20 protein-coding genes and 1 pseudogene are annotated in these 21,881 nt (G+C 37.5%); 6 read left to right on the plus strand and 15 right to left on the minus strand.

Annotated features, from left to right (window positions below):
• Window positions 1-957: glycoside hydrolase family 10-like protein (locus tag AC1DDX_RS10725; RefSeq protein WP_477622031.1), on the minus strand; the 957-nt coding region annotated here is incomplete at its 3' end.
• A 187-nt stretch (window positions 958-1,144) separates the two neighbouring features.
• Here AC1DDX_RS10725 and AC1DDX_RS10730 point away from each other — a divergent pair.
• The gene (locus tag AC1DDX_RS10730) at window positions 1,145-2,053 is read left to right on the plus strand and encodes a hypothetical protein (RefSeq protein ID WP_172662188.1); all 909 of its coding nucleotides are present in this window, start codon (window positions 1,145-1,147) and stop codon (window positions 2,051-2,053) included.
• Here the strand turns inward: AC1DDX_RS10730 and AC1DDX_RS10735 are convergent.
• Genes AC1DDX_RS10735 through AC1DDX_RS10755 form a run of 5 tightly spaced genes read right to left on the minus strand, consistent with a single transcriptional unit; the run spans window position 2,045 to window position 7,722 of the window.
• Window positions 2,045-3,010 carry a sensor histidine kinase gene (locus AC1DDX_RS10735; protein WP_477622032.1) on the minus strand — a complete coding sequence of 322 codons (966 nt, stop codon included), beginning with the start codon at window positions 3,008-3,010 and terminating at the stop codon, window positions 2,045-2,047. The two genes, AC1DDX_RS10730 and AC1DDX_RS10735, sit on opposite strands and share 9 nt — an antisense overlap.
• An 11-nt stretch (window positions 3,011-3,021) precedes the next feature.
• Entirely contained in the window at window positions 3,022-5,730 is a 2,709-nt protein-coding gene (locus tag AC1DDX_RS10740) for a sensor histidine kinase (protein WP_477622033.1), read from the minus strand.
• A gap of 38 nt (window positions 5,731-5,768) precedes the next feature.
• Window positions 5,769-6,650: an ACP S-malonyltransferase gene (fabD, locus tag AC1DDX_RS10745; RefSeq protein ID WP_288883358.1), complete on the minus strand. Its 882-nt coding sequence runs from the start codon at window positions 6,648-6,650 to the stop codon at window positions 5,769-5,771.
• A 20-nt stretch (window positions 6,651-6,670) separates the two neighbouring features.
• Window positions 6,671-7,300: a GTP cyclohydrolase I FolE gene (folE, locus tag AC1DDX_RS10750; protein ID WP_172662190.1), complete on the minus strand. Its 630-nt coding sequence runs from the start codon at window positions 7,298-7,300 to the stop codon at window positions 6,671-6,673.
• An 11-nt stretch (window positions 7,301-7,311) separates the two neighbouring features.
• Window positions 7,312-7,722: a 6-pyruvoyl trahydropterin synthase family protein gene (locus AC1DDX_RS10755; RefSeq protein WP_048908287.1), complete on the minus strand. Its 411-nt coding sequence runs from the start codon at window positions 7,720-7,722 to the stop codon at window positions 7,312-7,314.
• Between the two features lie 84 nt (window positions 7,723-7,806).
• On the opposite strand from AC1DDX_RS10755, the gene mqnB reads away from it, so the two are divergent.
• Both mqnB and AC1DDX_RS10765 read left to right on the plus strand, forming a co-directional pair.
• Window positions 7,807-8,439 (plus strand): futalosine hydrolase, encoded by a 633-nt coding sequence (gene mqnB, locus AC1DDX_RS10760; RefSeq protein ID WP_337717003.1) that lies wholly within the window; start codon window positions 7,807-7,809, stop codon window positions 8,437-8,439.
• 34 nt (window positions 8,440-8,473) lie between these two features.
• Window positions 8,474-9,319, plus strand: a complete 846-nt coding sequence (locus AC1DDX_RS10765) for a menaquinone biosynthesis family protein (protein WP_288883362.1) — start codon at window positions 8,474-8,476, stop codon at window positions 9,317-9,319.
• 8 nt (window positions 9,320-9,327) lie between these two features.
• Here the strand turns inward: AC1DDX_RS10765 and AC1DDX_RS10770 are convergent, their stop codons facing one another.
• The 7 genes and pseudogenes from AC1DDX_RS10770 to AC1DDX_RS10800 all read right to left on the minus strand — a co-directional run bounded on the left by AC1DDX_RS10770 (window position 9,328) and on the right by AC1DDX_RS10800 (window position 14,977).
• Entirely contained in the window at window positions 9,328-9,651 is a 324-nt protein-coding gene (locus tag AC1DDX_RS10770; RefSeq protein ID WP_477622034.1) for a hypothetical protein, read from the minus strand.
• 60 nt (window positions 9,652-9,711) lie between these two features.
• A complete protein-coding gene (locus tag AC1DDX_RS10775) occupies window positions 9,712-10,944 on the minus strand; it encodes an ABC transporter permease (protein ID WP_337717005.1) in 1,233 nt (410 codons plus the stop codon).
• A 17-nt stretch (window positions 10,945-10,961) separates the two neighbouring features.
• Window positions 10,962-11,600, minus strand: a complete 639-nt coding sequence (locus AC1DDX_RS10780; protein ID WP_288883364.1) for an MBL fold metallo-hydrolase — start codon at window positions 11,598-11,600, stop codon at window positions 10,962-10,964.
• Between the two features lie 19 nt (window positions 11,601-11,619).
• Entirely contained in the window at window positions 11,620-12,204 is a 585-nt protein-coding gene (gldD, locus tag AC1DDX_RS10785) for a gliding motility lipoprotein GldD (RefSeq protein WP_172662196.1), read from the minus strand.
• Window positions 12,205-12,948, minus strand: coding sequence for a shikimate dehydrogenase family protein (locus tag AC1DDX_RS10790; RefSeq protein ID WP_172662197.1), 744 nt, complete (start codon window positions 12,946-12,948; stop codon window positions 12,205-12,207).
• 42 nt (window positions 12,949-12,990) lie between these two features.
• Window positions 12,991-13,761 (minus strand): phosphosulfolactate synthase, encoded by a 771-nt coding sequence (locus AC1DDX_RS10795; RefSeq protein WP_477622035.1) that lies wholly within the window; start codon window positions 13,759-13,761, stop codon window positions 12,991-12,993.
• Between the two features lie 69 nt (window positions 13,762-13,830).
• A pseudogene (locus tag AC1DDX_RS10800) lies at window positions 13,831-14,977 on the minus strand (tetratricopeptide repeat protein).
• A 287-nt stretch (window positions 14,978-15,264) separates the two neighbouring features.
• On the opposite strand from AC1DDX_RS10800, the gene AC1DDX_RS10805 reads away from it, so the two are divergent.
• Together AC1DDX_RS10805 and amaB are read left to right on the plus strand one after the other, a co-directional pair.
• Window positions 15,265-15,729, plus strand: coding sequence for a nuclear transport factor 2 family protein (locus AC1DDX_RS10805; protein ID WP_172662199.1), 465 nt, complete (start codon window positions 15,265-15,267; stop codon window positions 15,727-15,729).
• An 11-nt stretch (window positions 15,730-15,740) separates the two neighbouring features.
• On the plus strand, window positions 15,741-17,282 hold the full coding sequence (gene amaB / locus AC1DDX_RS10810; protein WP_288883369.1) for an L-piperidine-6-carboxylate dehydrogenase: 1,542 nt from the start codon (window positions 15,741-15,743) through the stop codon (window positions 17,280-17,282).
• Window positions 17,283-17,350: 68 nt separating this feature from the next.
• Here the strand turns inward: amaB and AC1DDX_RS10815 are convergent, their stop codons facing one another.
• A complete protein-coding gene (locus AC1DDX_RS10815; protein WP_337717009.1) occupies window positions 17,351-17,953 on the minus strand; it encodes a GIN domain-containing protein in 603 nt (200 codons plus the stop codon).
• A gap of 188 nt (window positions 17,954-18,141) precedes the next feature.
• Window positions 18,142-19,293: an RNA-guided endonuclease TnpB family protein gene (locus AC1DDX_RS10820; protein ID WP_337717011.1), complete on the minus strand. Its 1,152-nt coding sequence runs from the start codon at window positions 19,291-19,293 to the stop codon at window positions 18,142-18,144.
• Between the two features lie 540 nt (window positions 19,294-19,833).
• Here AC1DDX_RS10820 and AC1DDX_RS10825 point away from each other — a divergent pair.
• Window positions 19,834-21,881: SNF2-related protein (locus AC1DDX_RS10825; RefSeq protein WP_477622036.1), on the plus strand; the 2,048-nt coding region annotated here is incomplete at its 3' end.

The following is a 21,881-nucleotide window of genomic DNA, read 5'->3' on the forward strand; positions in this document are numbered from 1 at the left end:
ATCTACTAAGGTAGCAAATGGTGCCACTCTGCGTGTAAAGCTAAAATATATCTGAGGGTTAATGTAATCTACCCAACCTTCTTTAACCCATTTTCTGGAGTCGGCAAAAAGCTCTGCATAATTAGACAATCCGCTGGTTTCAGATCCCAGTGTATCTTCAGACTTGTTTCTCCAGATTCCGAATGGACTAACTCCGAATTTAACATACTTTTTGTAGTAATGAATACTGTCGTTCAATTGTTTAATAAGTACATCAACGTTGTTTCTTCGCCAATCATTTATATCTGTAAAGCCATTGGCATATTTACTAAATGTTGCGGCATCATTTATTCGCTGCCCTTCAACTTTATATGGATAAAAGTAATCGTCGAAATGTATTCCATCCACATCGTATCCTTTTACAACATCCAGGATAACCTGCACAATATATTCTCTAACCTCTGGTATTCCAGGATCAAATTGTTTTTTACCTGCGTAAGTAAAGAAAAGCTCAGGTCTTTTTCTAGTCATATGGCTCTCGTGAACCACTGAATTAGCGCTCATTGTAGCTCTGTAAGGATTAAACCATGCATGGAGTTCCATCCCACTTGAATGTGCTTCTTTGATTGCAAAAGCTAATGGGTCATAACCCGGGCTCGGAGCAATGCCTTGCCTACCCATCAGCCACTGGCTCCAGGGTTCCCTTGGGCTTGCATAAAATGCATCTGCAGCCGGCCTAACCTGAAGCATTATGGCATTCATACCATTCTCTTTGTGCTTCTCCAGGATGCCTATAAGCTCCTGCTTTTGCTGATCTACACTAAGACCTGGTTTAGAAGGCCAGTCTATATTGGCAACGGTTGCCACCCAAACCCCTCTAAACTCTCTTTTTGGAGCAATTTTTGATGTGTCTTGCGCAAAAAGAGATAATGGTTGTACTATGGTTAATAATAGTGCATAAAAAGTGAGTTTAAACATCCTTTCTAATTTGTGATAGTATAAAATTTAGTTTCATTTGTTGTGTTCAGAATACAGTTCAGTTCCCTAATCCTAGCAAGTAAACGATTTTTTTCAAAGTCTCATACAAATAGAATGTTTTTTTTACCAATTGTTATATTTTTATTTATGTTCGCGCCTCAACCTAATTTAGTTAAGAATTGAAGTAATGTCAGACAAGAGTGATCCAGTAAATAAAGGCGACCGCAATAAAATCTACTTTTTAGTTGTTGTTATTGTTGCCTTATTAGGTACCAACGCCTACCTTTTTATCAAAGATAAAAAGGAAAACGAACGATTTGTTACTGTTAGCACAGAGAAAGATCGTTTAAGACTGGAGGTTGAGAAAATTGAAATTGAACTTGATAAGGTAAATGCCTTGAACCTTACTTTAAGTGAAAAATTAATTAAGGAACAGGAACTTGCCCGTGGAAAGATTGCCGACCTTAAAGCAGCACTCCAGAATGGTGAGCTTACCCAGGAACAGCTCGTTGTGGCTCAAAAAGAAGTACGTGAACTACGGGAATTTGTGAAAATCTATAATGAAGACATCCTTCGTTTAAAAAAAGAAAATTCCCTTCTTAAAAGCGAGAGGGATAGTTTGAAGGCTTCTGTCAATTTTGCCAGTGAGAAGGCCAATGAACTGGAAAAAAGAAACCAGGAACTCAGTGCAAAAGTAAAGACCAGTGCCGCTTTAAAGGCTGCGAATGTGCATATTATAGCTTACAGGGTAAAAAGCAGCGGTAAAAATATTGAGGTAATAAAGGCCAGTTCAGCAAAAAAATTAAGTGTAAAGTTTGACATTGTACCTAATCCGCTTGCCCAAAAAGATTATCACAAAATCTACCTTCGTGTATTTGATCCGGCAGGTAACCTTATTGCAAACGAGAACAACATGTTTGAAGCTGATGGACAAGAGATGCAGTACAGTTCATCCACATCTATCTCCTATAATGACGACAATACCAGTTTTAATATGGATTGGATTAACCCTAATGAATTTATAAAAGGGGAGTATTCGATCATTCTATATGCAGATGGCTATACAATGGGCCGCGCAGAAATTGTTTTAAGATAAAGGGAAACTAAGGTAAAAAGTAGTACCCACCTCACCAAAAGATTTGAACTCCACAGTTCCACCCGCATTCTCTACAGCCTGTTTAACAAAAGCCAATCCTAAGCCAGTCCCTGACGATTTTGTTGTGAAATTAGGCACAAATATTTTATCCTGTAAAGAAGAATCGATACCCTTCCCATTATCCTCAACCTCAATAAATACACGTTCCTGATTATTGGAGATGTTTACCTTTATGATACATACCGTATCAATATCGGCGGCCTCAATTGCATTTTTAAACAAGTTATTAAAAGTACGCAGCACCTGATCTTTATCACCAAGCACAACAACATCCGTATTGGTATTGTTAAGGATGTAGATCTCCGCATCCTGGGTGTTTCTAAAAACGTCTCTGGCCTGCCCAATTATAGGTAACAATTGGAGTTTCTCGAGCTTGGTATCAGGCATTTTAGCAAAATTAGAGAATTCCGACGCGATAGTAGATAGACTGTCGATCTGCTCAATGAATGACTTGCTAAACCTTTCAAATTTATTTTCAAAATTAGGATCTTTTTCCTTCCACGACTTTTCGAGCAGTTGCACTCCAAGTTTTAAAGGTGTGAGTGGGTTCTTAATCTCATGGGCCACTTGTTTTGCCATCTCGCGCCATGCACTTTCCCTTTCTGAGCGGGCAAGTTTAACGGCACTTTCTTCAAGCGCAGCAATCATCTTGTTGTATTCTTTTATGAGCGATCCAATTTCATCGTGACGTGACCAGCCGATGGGCTGATTCTTTTGCCCGAGTTTTGTTTTTTTAATGCTGTCCTGAATAAATGTCAATGGGCTGGTAATTTGATTGGCTAGAAACACTGCAAGTATCCCTATAGCCACAAATACCAGGGCGTATATATTAATCAATGTATTAATGAACACGCCGATCCTGGCTTGATAGTCAGCTTCGTTCGCATAATACGGCATACCAATATAGGCTACCGTTTGATTCTGAGCTTACCACTTATCCTCTCTGAGGGGTTAATATAATCTGACCCTTGTAATTGATTTAAATGAAGAAATGCCTTTGATGCCATTCTTCTACTTATAATACCAAGATCATACATCTTTGGCGTCGACGTAAATATCAATAATCCATTGGTATCAAAAAGATTTAAATAGGCAGCATTTATATCAGCAAACTGGTTGAATTCGTTTACTGCTCTATCTGTGGGAGCAGGGACCCCTGTTGCCAAAATCAGTTTTTCATAAGATTGCTGCACTTTTCTCACCTTCTCCTTGATGAAATCCTGTTGTTGCCTCCGATATTCATTACGTATATAGAAATAGGTGATCCAGCCCACAATGAGTAAGGTTGCCACTACCGACAAAACAATAGAAAATTGAATCCTGGTTTTGTAAAGAATCTTGTTGGCATTAATCATTAACGAACGGTTAATATTAAACCAGCCACTCCAGCTCTCATCAATATTTTTAAGTAGCCAGATTAGCGTGTACAATGTTATGGAAAACAAAATGAACACAAGAAAGAAGAAAGATAACGTAGCGAGCTGTATGATAAACGATACGTCTTCTTTGCTGATTACAATTAATTTTGAAGGCGTAGGATAATAAATCAGGTGTGAATAATTGAGGCTATCTTTAAAAAAGCCCACAGTATTATTGCGTGTGGCAAACCCATCACTCGAAAGCTTATAGGTATAATTACCCGATTGTCCTTCTAATCTGCCATCTTTATAAAGTGCAATAGAGTATTTACTATAATTATCCTCGTTTTTAATGGATCGGTCCATTAAAATTTCGGGCAGCTGACCTTTGTAATTATAAAGCTGGGATTTTAGCTCGATAACCAGTGTTCCCAATATTTGATTCTCTTCGTAGATCGGGATAATTCCAAAATAATTTTGATACCCAAAGGTATCATTCAAACGATAAAAATAATTTGATTCAGGAACTTTTACGGAACCCGCCTTTACCAGATTTTTAAAATAACTAAGCGGTATTGTCTGTATTCCGGTAGCTGATGAATCAAGATGATTATACTCGTATAAGTTGTATTCAAACCTTGGCAGATAGCGCTCTATGTAATCCTTCTCTATGCTCTTCTTAAGTTCTATTGGGCTGTTAAAATTAGGGTCTTTAAAATAACTTAATACGACCTTATTAGCCAAAATCGTTCTTTCCAGATTTTCTATAGCACTAACCACTGTAAAATCATCAGARGAGACCAGTTTCTGCGCCATGGCGAACCTATTTACATGCTCCTTCTCGTCAATGAACCTTAGGTATTTAACAGAAGATATAAACGCAAGGCAGAAGAACAACAATGCAAAAACTGCTATTGAAAACTTGTTGTTCCTGATATAAAAGTTCCACGAAATAATAAAAATAAATAGCGCATATGCTATGAAAAAGATACTGAACCCCGTACCTAGCTTATAAATAAGACAGGCGAAAAAGGCAGCCAGAAAGAGTATGACTCTTTCCCTATTGGTTACATTTAATTGCAGCGTTTGCTGCATGAAAATATTTGCAACAAGGTAAATATTAAACCAGACAAGGCACAAAACAATAATACTAACCCAGCTTATCCCATCAAGGTTTATAATATTGGTGATGTCAAAATTTATTTTTGAATTAATGATCAGTCCAAGGAATACCTGATCAAATAAAAATGCAAGTGCTCCAAAAATGAGCAGCAGTACAAAGTGAAAGGACAATCCACCCAATTTACTTCGCGTTAGCCACCCTGGCAGCTTATATTTATCATTATAGGTAAAAACAAACAACACCACCCATGTAATCGCTATTACGTTAAGCAAGAAATCTCCAAGAGAAGGAAGGAAAAAGCTTTCAGCATATATCTTGGGGCTAAATATGGGTAAATTAAACTGCCTGTTAAACCATCCATATTCTAAATCTGTTACCCTTATCGTTACAAAGAAAAGCAAGATCAGCACCGTTGCCGGGATTAAATTGCCTCTTTTGGCTAACCAGCCACAAAAAGAATTAAAGAACAAGCAGAAGCTAAATAGGCCCACTATCCAAAGCCAAAGCTCTATTGTACCATAGATACTTCTTGAGTAGGTTGACTTAAGTTTAACTTCGAATATGATTTTGCCATCCAGATTACTGATACCCTGTACTTCAGGATCGACAAAAGTTGCCAGGGAAAGAGAATTGTTATTGGACAAGTAACGTGAAAAATCATTCTCAAGATATTGATTCTGGATGCTGAATTGATTTTTAACTTCTATCAAAAAAACAAGGGTATAACTACCGGTAGTTTTCTTAATAACTTCGAACCAACCATTTGCAAACTGAGAAAAAGACGACCCCTCTTTAATGGTTTGCGGGTCGGGTGGAACCAACGAATTATAGCTCCAAAATTTAAGTTTATTATCTTGATAGGTAAGAATATTGATACCCTTATCGCGATATTTATTAATAAAATTTAATCCATACTGATCATTTAAATGATACTGCTTAGCCTTTTCAACCTGAGCAGGATCATTTAAAAAATCATAAACAAGTCGTTCATTTATGGAGAGATTCTTCTGAAGCTTTCCTGCTTCGTGGGCCAGTAACTCCTTTTTTGTTATTGAATGCTTTAGCGATAATGCTGTAACAATACAGCAAGCGCCTAATATCAATAAAAGAAATCTGATTTTACCCCCGATACTCACACTTAAATGTTATTTTAATAAAGGTATTATTACCAGGTTTAGATTGTAGTTGCAGAACTTGTTGGCATTGCTCTATTAACCTTTTTCACCAGACCTTGTAATACATTTCCCGGGCCAACTTCTACAAATTCAGTTGCTCCATCGGCAATCATCCGCTCTATAGTCTGTGTCCACTTCACGGCACCTGTTAATTGGGTGATTAAATTCGACTTAATTTTTTGAGGGTCTGTATTTGGTGTAGGATCTACATTCTGATAAATAGGACACACCGGAGGCAATATGGTCACATTTTCAATAGCCTCTTTTAATTCTATTCTTGCTGGCTCCATCAATGGAGAGTGAAATGCACCACCTACATTCAACTTTAATGCACGCTTTGCACCTGCTTCAGTTAACTTCTGACAAGCGATATCTACACCTTCAATACTTCCCGAGATAACGATCTGTCCAGGGCAGTTGTAATTTGCAGCTACTACTACCTCATCAATATCATTGCAAATATTTTCAACTACTTCATCTGCTAAACCAAGTATAGCGGCCATAGTTGACGGTTGAAGTTCACATGCTTTTTGCATTGCATTCGCCCGTGCAATAACCAGTTTCAAACCATCCTCAAATGACAATGCCGATGCGGCAACAAGCGCAGAGAATTCGCCTAGCGAGTGTCCGGCAACCATATCTGGTTTAAATCCTTCGCCTAATGTTTTGGCTAAAATAACAGAATGTAAAAATATTGCAGGCTGTGTTACCTTAGTTTCTTTAAGCTCTTCATCCGAACCAGAGAACATAATATCACTGATGCGGAACCCTATAATTTCATTTGCCTTTTCAAATAATGTTTTGGCCTGCTCATTTTCGTATAGTTCTTTTCCCATACCTGAAAATTGGGCACCCTGACCTGGAAATACATATGCTTTCATAAATACGTTGGTTCTTTTTTTTAATGTAAGTTGGCTGTTATTAATCTTAAGAATTCAGCTCTTGTTTTATCTTTTGCAAATTCTCCTGTAAACGCCGATGTGGTGGTAACAGAATTTTGTTTTTGTATTCCCCTCATTGCCATGCATAAGTGCTTGCACTCTATCACAACTGCAACGCCAGTAGGTTTAAGGGTTTCCTGAATACAATCTCTAATCTCATTTGTTAAGCGTTCCTGAACCTGTAATCGTCTGGCAAAAGCATCAACAATACGCGGTATTTTACTTAAACCAACAATATGTCCATTAGGGATGTAAGCAATGTGTGCCTTACCAAAAAACGGAAGCATATGATGTTCGCACATAGAAAAAACCTCTATATCTTTCACCACAACCATTTGGCTATAGTCTTCCTTAAACATAGCTCCACGTAGTATTTCGGCCGGGTTAAGGTCATAACCATGAGTTAAATACTGAAGGGCTTTGGCCACCCGTTCGGGAGTTTTAATTAACCCCTCTCGCTCCGGATTTTCGCCTAACTGACCTAAGATATCTTTATAATGATTAGCTACCGAGGTGATTTTTTCTTCGTTATAACGGTCAATTTTTATGTACCCGTCTTCTGTCTCATCTAAATGATCTGTATGATTCATATCTGTGATTATTAACCGAAATACTCAACAAAATTATTCTCGGTTTCGTAAATTTTTATGCAGTGCAATTGAGCTCCTGATTCGGCAATAAGTGCATACAATTCATCCCATATAGCTATGGCCAAATTCTCCGTTGAGGCAAGTTTCCCTTTCATAAAATCTACGTCAAGATTTAGGTTCTTATGATCGATCTTATCAACTACCTGGGTATTTGTAATGTCCTTTAACCACTTTAAGTCTACCAGAAATCCCGTTTCAGGATTGATCTCTCCTTTAACCGTTACATACAGCTGGTAATTATGTCCATGCCAGTTTGGATTAGCACATTTTCCATAAACTTCCGTATTTTTATCTTCAGTCCAGTCTGGCCTCGAAAGTTTATGCGCTGCGTTGAATGATGCTTTTCTTGTGATATATATCATTATAAAAGGTTATTGTTTGTAATTAACAAACAAATATACGCAGAAAGCTTAAAGTAGAAAGGTTTAACACTAACTTAGATGTTTATGAAGATTCTGCTAGTTGCCGCCACAAGACCAGAAATCGGGTTATTAACCGAGCATTTTAAGCTCCCTGAAAAAGATTTCATGCAAACTCCCGAATTTGACATTCTAATTACGGGTGTAGGGATGACAGCAACAGCATTTGCCTTAGGCCAGCATCTATCAGCTAAATATAACCTTGTGTTAAACCTGGGCATCGCCGGATGCTTTGATCGTTCCATCCCCCTTGGTTCAGTACTAAATATAACTGTAGATGAGTTCGCAGAGCTTGGAGCCGAAAACAAGGAACATTTTATCAGTATTGATGAACTTGGGTTTGGCAAAAGCAGCTATTCTGCATATAACAACCTGCTAAGCGAGTCGGTCACAAAGCTGAAAAAAGTAAAAGGAATAACCGTTAATCGCGTTCATGGAAATGAAGTAAGCATTTCGGCAGTTAAAACCCGTTTAAATCCGGTAACAGAAAGTATGGAGGGAGCTGCCGTATTATATGGATGTGAAAAAGCCGGCATCCCATGCCTGCAGATCCGCAGCATTTCCAATTATGTTGAGCCAAGAAACAAAGCCGCCTGGAATATCGGCATTGCCGTAAAAAACCTAAATGAGTGGACACTTGGATTTTTGACAAATACATAACTATTCAACTTTTCATACTCCTTATCTTTAGGCCATGAAACTAAGTCTTGGCTTTTCTCCGTGTCCAAATGATACATTTATTTTTGATGCCCTCATACACCATAAAATTGATACTGAAGGCTTAGACTTTGAGGTGTTCTTCGACGATGTAGAGACCCTAAACCAAAAAGCTTTCAGAGGTGAGTTAGACATTACCAAGCTAAGTTTTCATGCTTTTGCCCATGTGTATAAGCAATATGCGCTATTGGACGCAGGAAGTGCCCTTGGATTTGGTGTAGGCCCTCTGCTTATCTGTAAAAATGAAAACCTTATTCATAACCCGGAAGAATTAACAGCAAATCTTAAAGTTGGAATTCCCGGAAAGTATACCACAGCAAATTTTCTATTGGGGATCGCCTTTCCCCATTTAGTAGACAAACAGGAAATGATTTTCTCTGAAATTGAGTCCGCTTTAATTAATAACATGATTGATGTTGGCCTCATCATTCATGAGAATCGTTTTACTTATGCTGATAAAGGACTTCATAAGATTGTTGACCTTGGAAGCTACTGGGAGCAATTAACAGGATGTGCTATCCCACTTGGGGGAATTGTAATTAACAGAAATCTTGACAGAGAAATACAGGAAAAAGTAAACAGACTGTTGCGGAAGTCCGTTGAATTTGCTTTTGCTAACCCTAAGTCAGGCATAGATTTCATTAAAGAGCATGCTCAGGAAATGAGTGAAGAGGTGATGTATAAGCACATTGAGTTATACGTAAACAAATACTCCATTGATCTTGGTATTGAAGGAAGGAAAGCAATAGATGTGCTGTTTAAGCTGGCCATTGAAAAGGGATTAATTCAGCCTATTGAACATGATTTATATTTAATCCCTTAATCCCTCAATTAGTTACAAGGCCCGTCAGGTATTTCTTTCGTTATTTTAAGCACCTTGGTTACTACCATTGTAGAATCAAAATCTGCTGAGACAATTAAACTGTCAGATTTGATTAAATGACACTCGACCTCAATATAAACAGGTTCGTACGGTTTCTCGAAATTAAAGTTACTGTAAGCCAGTTCCAGTGTTTTTGCGCTATCTGCTACCCAATACTCCCTACCCTCATCACAATCCGTAAATGACTTTATTTCGGGGCCATAGCTATACAATCCTTTTATTACTCTCGTAGTTCCTGCTGTCTCTTCGGCATCCTTCCTGTTACAGGCCATAATTACTCCTGTAAGCAACACTAATAAAACTACTKAATTCTTATTAAATCGATTCATATGTTAGAGATCTTGATTTAAGTGGTTTATCTTCTTCACGCTTAAGTTAGATGACAAAGCTGATGCCACAAAAGAAAACACACTTACAGTTAAAAACACCAACAGAAAATCCTTCCATTTAAATGCCACCGGATACGCATTGGTGATCACCAAATTATCTTGCGACATTTTAATAAGTCCGAATTTTTGTTGTAATAAACAGAAGAGAAATCCAACTACTAAACCAACAATACAGCCGGTCATCGTAATCATCATTCCTTCAAATAGAAATATTCGTTTAATCAATTTTTTTCCAGCCCCCAAGCTGCTTAATACGGCTATATCTTTCAGTTTATCTATAACCAACATGGTTAAAGAACCGATTATATTAAAGATAGCGATTATTAAAATAAAAGTAAGAATAATATAAACCGCCCACTTTTCGCTACCCAGAATGTTATAAAGCACTTTATTCTGCTGTATTCTGTCCTTCACTTCAAAATGCTTGCCTATATTTTCTTCAATATTCTTTTTAAAAGCATCCGCATTAATTCCTGGCTTTAGGTTGATCTCGATAGAAGTGATTTTTTGAGGTTCTCCCAATAAATTCCGGGCAAATTTCAAAGGAACAATAGCCACATTATCAAAATCCTGCTGAACTTCAAAAACCCCCGATACTGGAATTGATAATACCGTAAAATCATCTGCTGGATTAATGGAACTCGTTTTACCCCCTTTTTTTGGAGAAAATATCTGCAATGGATTAAACGGATCTGTAGTATTTACCATCAGGTAAGTTTGAATTGCAGACCCGATTACGGCATAATCCCCAGTACTATTTTCAAGCAAAAACTTACCTTCAATAGTAATGCTATCCAAACTTTTATTTTTCAGATAATCCAGGCTAACCCCCTTTATTAAACCAACGGACTGCTTATCATTATACCTTAACAAAGCATTTTCTGAAAGTACTTCACTATACGAATAGATACTCTTATTTTGCTTTAATTTATTGAAATAGGCCGTATTTGGGTCAAATGTTTTACCCTGAACAGGCGAAATAACAACCTGCGGAGTAATCGTATTAAACATTTTCAATACAACTTCCTCAAACCCATTAAAAACAGATAAAATAATAATTAACGCCGCACTCCCTACAAAAACACCAACCACAGAAATTGTGGAAATGATGTTTATAGCATTGGTAGATTTTTTCGCAAAAAGGTACCTGCGAGCTATGTAGAAAGGTGTATTCAATTATTTATTAATAAAAGTTACTGTAAAAAAGGATTATGTTGTTTCTCAAAGCCTATCGTTGTAGGTTGCCCATGCCCCGGAAAAACTTCACAATCATCTGGCAATATAAACAAGTTATTTTTGATACTGTTGATCAATTGCATGTGATTACCTCCCGGGAGGTCCGTGCGGCCAATACTTGAATAAAACAGCACATCACCTCCAATAAGAAAATTATCAGCAGCAGCATAAAAACATAAATGTGCCGGTGAGTGCCCTGGTGCAAAAATTAAATCAAGTTCACTGTTACCAAATTTAACCTTTCCCGTTTCGGATAAGAAAACCTCAGGTTCCGGAGAGAGTTCATAACGTAAACCCATTTGAGGCAAATAGCCTGGTATTGCTTGCAGCACATACAACTCGCCTTTATGGAATTGTGGTTTTAACCCCCAATTGTCATAAACGAACTTATTGCCAAATACATGATCATAATGACAATGGGTATTTAGTAAGAGTACTGGCTTTAGGTTATGCTCTTTTATAAATTTAACCAGAATGTTTTGCTCTTCTCCATCATACATTCCAGGATCTATTATTACACACTCACCCGTTTCATCGTATAACACATAAGTGTTTTCCCTTACCGGGTTAAAAGTAAATCTTTGTATACTGATCATTTTAAATTCTTATCTGGCCTTATTTTATCCACTTAAATGTACTAATCATTCTGTCAATATCCTTCTTAATAAAGGAAACGACGGGTTGTATGGAATCGTACTGCGGTCGTTCGTTAAAATATAATGCCCCTCTGAAATAGTGTTTGGTGCTGTCTGTTAAAAAGAATTGAACAGATGAGGCCGTATTTCCTTCTATTGCATAATACACTCCATAAACTTTCTTTCCCGGATAGTTAATCAATTTCTGGTCTATTGAGTTCGCTTTTACTGTATGCTTAAATGCAAAAGTCCTTGCATCTTCAACCAGACCTTCATATTCCTTTTTAGAAGAGATATCATAATATGTTAAATGCAAACGCGCGTTAAATTGATCAAAAGAAAGGTTGTACCAGCACGGTCTGGTGTCCTTACTACTGTCGTTCAGCATTTCTGCATACACCGGATAATCGAACGAGAAAGCACATCCATTATTAAAGGTTTTGTACACTTTTTTTGGCATTTCAATATTAAAATATCCTCTCGGCTTAGGAGAATAGTCGCTCCCTGTGCAAGCATAAAGCAACATCATTAACATAGAAAGAGAAAAAAAAGTGAACTTATTCATCTATTTATTCCAAATATACCAGGACCGCTCAGCCTGAAGATACAGCATTTCTAATCCATTTTTAATACTAGCTCCACTAGCCCTGGATTTTGCAAGAAACGTTGTCTCTTCCGGATTATAAACCAGGTCGTAGGCCAAATGATTCTCTGTTAATGCTTCATAAGGGATATCCGGGCAGGTCTCTGGATTAGGAGACATTCCCAATGGTGTGGTATTTATCAAAATGGTATAATCCTGAAGCAGTGTTGAAGTTACGGCATCATAAAGAATACTATTCGAAGTTGGTGATCTTGTAACTACTATAAAAGGAATGTTTAGTTTATTTAAAACATATTTTACAGCTTTAGCTGCTCCGCCATCTCCAAAAACGAGGGCCTTTTTATGGTGCTCATTTAGCATTGGCTTTAAAGACTCTTCAAAACCATAGGCATCAGTATTGTATCCTGTTAATAATTCCTGTCCGTTCTTGCGCTGAATAGAAATACAATTTACTGCGCCTATTTGATCCGCAGCCTCATCAACCTCATTTAAAAAAGGAAGAACAGCAAGTTTATAAGGAATAGTTACATTTAAGCCTTCCAGCTCAATATTTTTAGAAATAAGCTCAGTTAAAAGCCCAATATGTTCAATCGGAAAAAGCTCATATTCACAATCGGGAATATGTTCATTTAAAAATTTCTCAGTAAAGAATTTTTTTGAAAAGGAATGTGATAACGGAAAACCGATTAACCCAAATTTTCTCATTCTGTAAGTTATAATTAAAGGGTAATATTTATATTTATAAAATTACAACTTCGCCAAATTCAGGAAATGATCAAACGTATCTCCTCTAAGGCCTAAACGAATGGTTTCTAAAGGTATAACCTCAGCCGGAGCTATATTTCCAAGATTCACATTTGAACCAAGCAGCTTAATAAACCATACCTGTTGTTCCTTTTGAGGAGCTTCCCAAATGATTGTCTCCTCTGGAATCTGAGTAAGAATCTCGTCAACCAAGCCCTCTCTAACCTCACCAGATCCTCTGTAAATACCTACGTTACCACCTTCTCTGGCTTCAGCTATCACTTTCCACGATCCTGCTTCTATTTCGGCCTGCATAAGTTTAATCCATTTATACGGAGCAAATATTTTAGCCGCATCTTTAGACCCTACTTCTGAGATTACTGTAACCTGCTTAGATAATTTTTGAATAAACTCGCATTTCAAATCATGCTCAATAGTGATTGAACCATCAGAAACTTCTACGTATTCCATATCGAACTGCTCCAGCACGCGACAGTAATCATCGAACTGATTTCTGATAATAAAGGCTTCAAACAACRTACCGCCAAAGTAGGTAGGAATACCTGCAGACTTATAAATAGCCAATTTCTCTTTCAGGTTCGGCGTTACAAAAGAAGTAGCCCAGCCTAATTTTACTATATCAGTATGTATTCCGGCAACGTCTATAAAGTCTTCTGTTTGTCTTAAGCTTAGCCCTTTATCCATAACCATCGTAATTCCTTTGTTCCTAGGTTTTACAGGTCGTTCGGGTATATTATTCAATGGGTAATTCATATTGTTCACAAAGGTGAAAAAAAATCGGACAGTTTTCATCAGCATAACTAATAAAAACTGTCCGATCTTTTATTTTAAATAACGATTGATTACTTCTAGTATCGAACCGTTCTCCTGTAATTGGGGCAAATATTCAAATAATATGTAGTGTTTATCTGGATCTGTGGCCAATGCGGTCTCAAGATATAACAAAGCGTCGTTCTTTTCTCCTAAGGCAAACAAGTAAGCTACCATCCTATAATAGAGCTCTGCTGCATCAGGATTGTTTTTTATAGCATCAGCAATGGTTTCAGAGGCTTCAAGCAATTTACCTTGTTCATATAGAACTGTCGAAAAATCCAACCAGGCTTCAACATCCACCGGATTATATTCAAGAACTTTGTAATAAGCTTCAACAGATTGCTCTATCTGACCCAGTTTATAATAAGCATCTGCCATTGCAAACCAGAAGTCGGGATTCTCCTCATCAAGCTCAATTGCTTTTTTGTAAAAATGAAGTGACTCAAAGAAACGTTCTTCAAAATTAAGCGTTACTCCTATCCCAAACCAGGCATCAGCCATCTTGGGATCCATCTTTACAGATTTTTTATAGTAGGATCTCGCTTCGTCCATACGCTCCAACTTCTCGTAACATTCCCCAATTGCACAATAGGTGTCGGCATTGGGTTTTTCGTATTCAAAAGTGTGCTTATAAACCTCTATAGCCTCTGCAAAACGATCAAGTTGAACTAAAGCATTTCCTTTATTATAGTAAGCAGATGCAAAGTTATCCTTAATCAGGATGGCGTAATCATACGCATCAATTGCTTTTTCAAAAAGATCCAATTTGTGATAAGAATTTGCAAGATTGTACCATGCAGCGTAGGAATAAGGGGCTATTATAGATATTCCCCCTAAGGATATAGATTTCTGCTTCCGATGCTTCAAGCATTTCTGCTTTCTGCAGTGCTAAAAATGCACGCTCGGTTTGGTCAGTAACAAACAACAGCTGAGCCTGCTTAACCAGGAATACTGCGGCATAAGGATGCTGATTTAACGCATATTCTATTACCTGCAATGCCTTTACGGGGTCGTTCTTTTCAATGTAGTAATCAATAATATTTTCAAAAGCCTGGGCATCAAAAAAGTACTGATCCTGATTACGTATCATCTCTTCGTAACGCTCTACTGAACGTTGCGCATCATCGCTAAAATCAAAATAAAATTCCTCTTCCATGTATCAAATAATTAAAGAACAGATCCCTGTGTTAAAAATACATTATAAGTTTACAACAATTATTAGTAGTACTAACCAAATAATTTTCAACATACACACACCCTTGCCCATAAACAACTGAAATAATAATAGTTAGCCTAAACATCTACCCTCAGAATGTTTTAGCAAGATAGAGAATGAAACAAGGGTTCTGGTCCTAATTCAATACAAAATAACGTAACTTTATTTTAAGACGGGTAATATTCCCGTCACGAAAACATCAACCCTTTATGCAACAGTTCATGAAAATGAAAAAATGTAACTTTCTGATTATTGTTTTTCTTACAACGGTATTTAACACCTCTGCCCAAATCCAGCAACATGAAGAAGACCTTGTTAAAGGCACTATAAACAAATTGTTTGAAGGTATGAGAAATACCGATAGCGCGATGGTAAGTGCTACCTTTGCAAATAATGCAATTATGCAGACCATCCATAAATCCAAAGACGGGGAATTTAAATTAAGTGATGAGAAGGTCGCCGATTTTGTCAAATTTACAGGAACACCACACAAAGAAAAATATGATGAACGAATTGTATTTACAAAAATTTTGATAGATGGGAATCTTGCCAGCGTGTGGACAGATTACAAGTTCTATATTGACAATAAATTTAGCCATTGCGGTGTTAATTCCTTCCAGCTGTTTAAAGATAAAACCACCTGGAAGATCATCTATATTGTTGATACACGGAGAAAAGAGAATTGCCTATAAACTATTTAGTTATGCAGAATAATATCAGCCAGGTTTTAAAAAACCTAAACATACTGGATTTAAATCCGGCCTACAGTACAGGTAATCAATGGGGAGCTTCATCAGATGCCAAAATACTTAACAGCGATTCCCCGGTTAATGGTAATAAGATAGCGAGCGTACAGGTTGCCAGTGCCGAAAATTATGAAACAGTAATAAAAAAAGCAGAAGAGGTTTATTTATTCTGGCGCAGCTTACCGGCCCCAAAGCGTGGTGAGATCGTGCGACAGTTTGGTGATGCGCTTCGTAAAAACAAGGAAGACCTGGGCACCCTGGTTTCTTATGAAATGGGTAAAAGTCTACAGGAAGGATTTGGCGAGGTACAGGAAATGATAGATATCTGCGATTTTGCAGTAGGCTTGTCTCGTCAGCTCTATGGCTTAACAATGCATTCTGAGCGCCCAAGCCATCGTATGTATGAGCAATGGCATCCATTAGGAATTGTCGGTATCATTTCTGCTTTTAACTTCCCCGTAGCTGTTTGGAGCTGGAATGCTGCTCTGGCCTTAGTTTGCGGCAATGTTTGCATCTGGAAGCCATCAGAAAAAACACCTGTCACGGCCATTGCATGTCAGCATATTATTGCTGATGTTTTCAAAGCAAATGACATTCCCGAAGGCGTTTGCAATCTAATTATTGGAGATAAGGAGGTGGGCGAGCTCATGACAAATGACAGTCGTGTTCCCTTAATATCAGCCACAGGCTCTACCCGAATGGGAAAAGCAGTTGCTGTAGCAGTTGGTGCTCGCTTAGGAAAAAGCTTACTGGAGCTAGGGGGCAACAATGCCATTATTATCTCTGAGCACGCAGATTTAGATATGAGTTTAATCGGTGCTGTTTTTGGAGCTGTAGGAACAGCTGGTCAGCGATGTACTTCTACCCGCAGGTTAATAATCCATGAAAGTGTTTACGATGCGTTTACTGCAAAACTGGTAAAGGCTTATGGTCAATTGCGTATTGGCGATCCTCTCGATCAGCAAAATCACGTTGGTCCGTTAATCGACACTGATGCGGTTGCCAGCTACCTTGATTCCATTGAAAAATGCAAAACCGAAGGTGGAAAATTCATAGTAGAAGGAGGCGTTTTAGAAGGGCCGGCTTATACCAGTGGCTGTTATGTAAAACCATGCATTGCAGAAGTAAAAAATGATTACAAAATCGTTCAGCATGAAACCTTTGCTCCAATTCTATACCTGATAAAATACAAAACATTGGACGAAGCTATTGCTTTACAGAATGGCGTACCTCAAGGTTTATCCTCGGCAATAATGACGCTTAATCTTCGGGAAGCAGAACAATTTTTATCTGCTCAGGGCTCCGATTGCGGTATTGCCAATGTTAACATTGGCACCTCAGGTGCTGAGATAGGCGGAGCCTTTGGTGGTGAAAAAGAAACAGGCGGTGGTCGCGAGAGTGGTTCCGATGCATGGAAAGCTTACATGCGCAGACAAACCAATACAATAAACTACTCAAATACGCTTCCTCTGGCTCAGGGAATCAAATTTGATCTTTAAAATATCATTGCATAAAAAAAGCAGCGGGTTACATTCCAGCTGCTTTTTTTATACCGTAGAATTGTTTTTTAATTCTTTTTGTTGGCTGCAACCATTATCTGATTCAATGGAGTTGTTGTTGTTTTTAAAGCTACCAGGTGATCTGTATCTAATTTAGAAATATCGTCTTTTACTAAGTTGTGATCTGCAGTTGTACCGCTTAATTTCAAATCAGCATGATCTTTTATGTAAGTATACATACTTTCAGTATTTGCTTTAACGGTGGCTTTTGCATCATCTTTTAAGAATACCTGAAGATATTTAACATCAAACTTACCATCAGTTTTCACAATAGCCTTATCTGAGGCATCTATACGCTGCAGATCATTTACTGAAACCAAAACAGTTACACGATTAGCTTCTGTTGAATTAATAATTAAAGTATATCCAAGTCTTTTAATAGAGGTTTTATCCGGATTGTAATCTCCATTTATTACTTCTATGTGCTCTCTTTTGCTTTGCACCAAAATAACTTTTACATTTCCACTCACTTTCACCTTATTAAAGGTCATTGGAGCAGCAGATTCAACTGGCTGTTTATCAATTCTGGTGGCGAATGTTGTCATAGCTGTTGAAGTCATAAAGATAGCTGTCAAGGCTGAGGCGAATAATGTTTTTGCTAGAGTTTTCATATTTTTGAGTTTTAGGGTTTTTGTAGGCGTTTTTGTTATTAAGACCCTCATTTGCAGCAAACGTTTCAGCCAATCCAGCTCTTTTATACCATCAGAAGTTAACTCACGACCAACGGTCTGATTCCCTCGACGAACCCATTGTGAACTACACACGGAATAGAGATTTGTGTGCTTCGAACTTCTTAGACCTACGCTTCTTTTACAGAAGTCTGATTTAAGTCTCCATCCGTGTAATGGGAGAGTTCCGCCCCCATAATTCTTAATCCTTGTTCAAGGATATTTTTACTGGCGTTTATGTCCCTGTTTAACGTGTGTCCATTTGGACAGGTCCATGATCTTTCAGAAAGCTTTAGTTTATGGTGAATATATCCACATTGGTTACAAGTTTTGCTTGATGGATAGAAGCGGCCTATTTTTATTATGCGCTTGTTATTCCAATCCGATTTGTATTCCAGTAACCTGACAAAAGTTCCCCAACTTGCATCTGCAATATGCTTTGCCAGTTTATGATTTGCCATCATTCCTTTTACATTTAGGTCTTCAATACATATCGTATCGTACGCATTGGTTATCTGTGTAGATACTTTATGTAGCAGGTCAAGTCTGGTATTGGTAATCTTTTCATGGATTGCCGCAACTTTCAAACGCTGTCTGTTTCTGCTGTTTGATCCTTTTACTTTTCTTGAAAGGTGCTTTTGTGCTGTGGCTAATGCGCTTTCATATTGTTTTAAATGATGATTATTTTTAAATCTAATACCATCCGAAGTAATCGCAAAATCCTTGACGCCGAGATCTATCCCGACATGCTTACTTGTTGGTTGGATGGGTATGTATAGTACTTCACATAGTATAGACACAAAGAATTTACCGGTCGGGGTTTTACTTATCGTGCAATGTTTTACCTCACCTTTAATTTCCCTATGCTCAATTAGCCTTATGCCTTCTTTGAATTTTGGGAAATACACTTTGTGGTCATGTACCACAACAAATTGTGGTACAGCAAAGCTGTTTCTCTTTCGCTTGCTTTTAAATCGTGGGAACCTGGCATGACCCCGAAAAAAGTTTAAAAAAGCAGTATCTAAGTTTCGTAAAGCGGCCTGAAGGGATTGGCTATTCACTTCCTTCAGCCATTGGGTTTCCACTTTCTTTTTTAATTGTGTCATTGAGGCCGCCTGCTGATAATAATTAGAAGACTTTTTTTCTTCCTTGTATTGTTCAATTCTTTCGTTAAGGAAGTGGTTAAATACAAATCGGGCGCATCCCAAATGCTTATTCAGTAGATCTTCCTGCTCTTTTGTAGGCCGTAAAGCAAAGAGATATGTCTTGTATATTGTTTTCACCTATGCAGAAATTAATATTTATGGAAGGGGTTTAGTTAACTGCCAAACACAACCCTAAATTACTAAAAATATTAGCAAAACAAAGCGTCCATTCAAAATAATTAAATTATAATATGAATCTTTTTTTAATCAATCCCCTAAAGAGTAAATGATGCTTTCAAAAATTATTCTACTATTGCCAAAAATCCAATTACACTTCCACAAATCGTTAACCTTTAATTCGAAAATTGAAGCAACAAAACAGTGTTCCCACTTGGGAAAAGCAATAAAAAGGTTTTATCATGGTACGTTTGGAAGATGCATGCTTTTCTGGTCAAATTATGACTTCAGGTATTCGATTGCCAGAACATGATCGAAATGCATCAATATGTCTCCACAATTTAACTATTATCTCTTCCATCCTTAGAAGACCGAAAGGCTGATACATCATTTTATAAAAATTCAGCCATATTATGAGATTCCATTTGAAAAGAACTTCAATTTGACGTATGTTTAAAGATTTTTAAATGCTTATCCTCCGATTATTTTAATCTTTAGTCAATGTTACGCGTAGATAGTACCAAGCCCTGCAAAATTGTATACTCATTGTGTAAACACGCGTATTTCGGATATTTAATCGAACCTCATATGGTTCAGTTAAATCCGCAGGGCGATTTCTCTCTTACTTATCAGCGTCTGTTCTCACATACTGCTAAAGAGTTTGCGAAACGTTTAACAGATAATGATTTTAAGCTTATCAAAATCCTTGATGAAACAGAGCAGGACTTTATCATAAAAAAGTATCATAAGAAAGCGATAAGACCGGGAGAGTTCTTTAGCAAGTTTTTTAACGATAAATTCTATGAAACTGTTCGCCCAAAAATTGAGAAGAAACTATCTGAAGTTCTGGAAGCCCTCAAAGCGGAGGGTTCATTATATTTAATGGATAATGATGGCTGGCCTGCAGAGCGAAAAATAGATATTGCACTGGAGCCTTCTACAGTACTGTTCCATTTTAGACGTAATAATATTGAAACTCGCTATTTCCCTACTATAAAATACCAGGGATTAAGAATCGATTTCATGTTCAAGGATGCTCAGGTTATAAGTAATCAGCCAGCATGGTTATTACTTAACGATATGATCTATTTCTTTGAGCAGGATATTGAAGGGAAAAAACTGCTTCCCTTTTTAAACAAGCGCTACATTACCATACCAAAGACAACCGAGGAAACCTATTTTGAAAAATTTGTTTGCCCTCTTATTGAAAAATACCATGTTTATGCCGAAGGCTTTGATATAAAAACCGAAAAGCATGATCCAACGCCTACGCTAAAAGTTATTTATGTAGAATCGGGAGTTTCTCAGCTTCAGCTCTACTTTAAATACGGGGAATATGCTTTTGCTATGGGCAACGAAAAAAAGGTAACCGTTCGTCTTGCCAAAGATGACGACAACTACATTTTTACCCGTATAAAAAGAGATACTGCATTTGAGAAACAGAAATTTGATACACTGCTAAGTCTTGGCTTAAAGAAAACCAGTGCTCTTTTTCACAACCTCGAAGTTTCGGGCAACCATGATGAAGATCAATCTTATGCCATCATCAATTGGGTAAATGAACACATAGAAGGTTTAAAAAACCTTGGCTTTGAAATAGAGCAACACACCGGAGCAAAGAAATTTCTCTTTGCTGCCAATAAAATAGATTTTGAGATTAAGGAAGATAATGATTGGTTTGACATCAATGCCATAGTATACTTTGGTATCTTTCCGGTACCCTTTCTATCTCTTAAACAACACATACTTCACAAAAAGAGGGAATTTACGCTTCCTGATGGCACCATTGCTATTATTCCGGAAAAGTGGTTTTCTCAGTATGGAAGCCTTTTCAGCTTATCAGAAGGAGGCAAATCGTTACACCTAAAGAAACATCATATAGGGCTCATCAATGAACTGGCAGAGGACAGCATAGCCAATATAACCTTAAGCCGTAAACTTGAAAGATTAAATGATTTCGAGAACATTGCCGACACCCAGATGCCGGTCCATTTTAAAGGCGACCTGCGTAGTTATCAAAAGGCTGGCTACAATTGGTTTAGTTTCCTGCGTGAGTATAATTTCGGCGGGTGTTTAGCAGATGATATGGGTTTGGGTAAAACCATCCAGACACTGGCAATGCTGCAAAAGCTTAAAGAAGAAAATGAGCAAAATTCAACTCATGGCACTTCTTTAATTGTTATGCCAACATCCCTAATTTACAACTGGTTAAATGAAGCCAAAAAGTTTACACCTAAGCTCAAAATACATTCACATACCGGAACTACAAGAGATAAAGATGTAAGTATTTTTGCGAAGTATGATATCGTTATTACAACTTATGGAATTACCCGTGTTGATATAGATATTCTTAAAAATTTCTATTTCAGCTACATCATATTAGATGAAAGCCAGAATATAAAAAACCCTTCGTCAAAATCATTTAAAGCAGTTAAGGCCTTAAAATCTAAATACAGACTAATACTGAGCGGTACTCCTGTCGAAAACTCTGTAAGCGACCTTTGGACTCAGCTTACCTTTTTAAACCCTGGTCTCCTGGGTACGCAATC

The sequence above is a fragment of the Pedobacter sp. 10L46_2 genome (genome assembly GCF_056395165.1).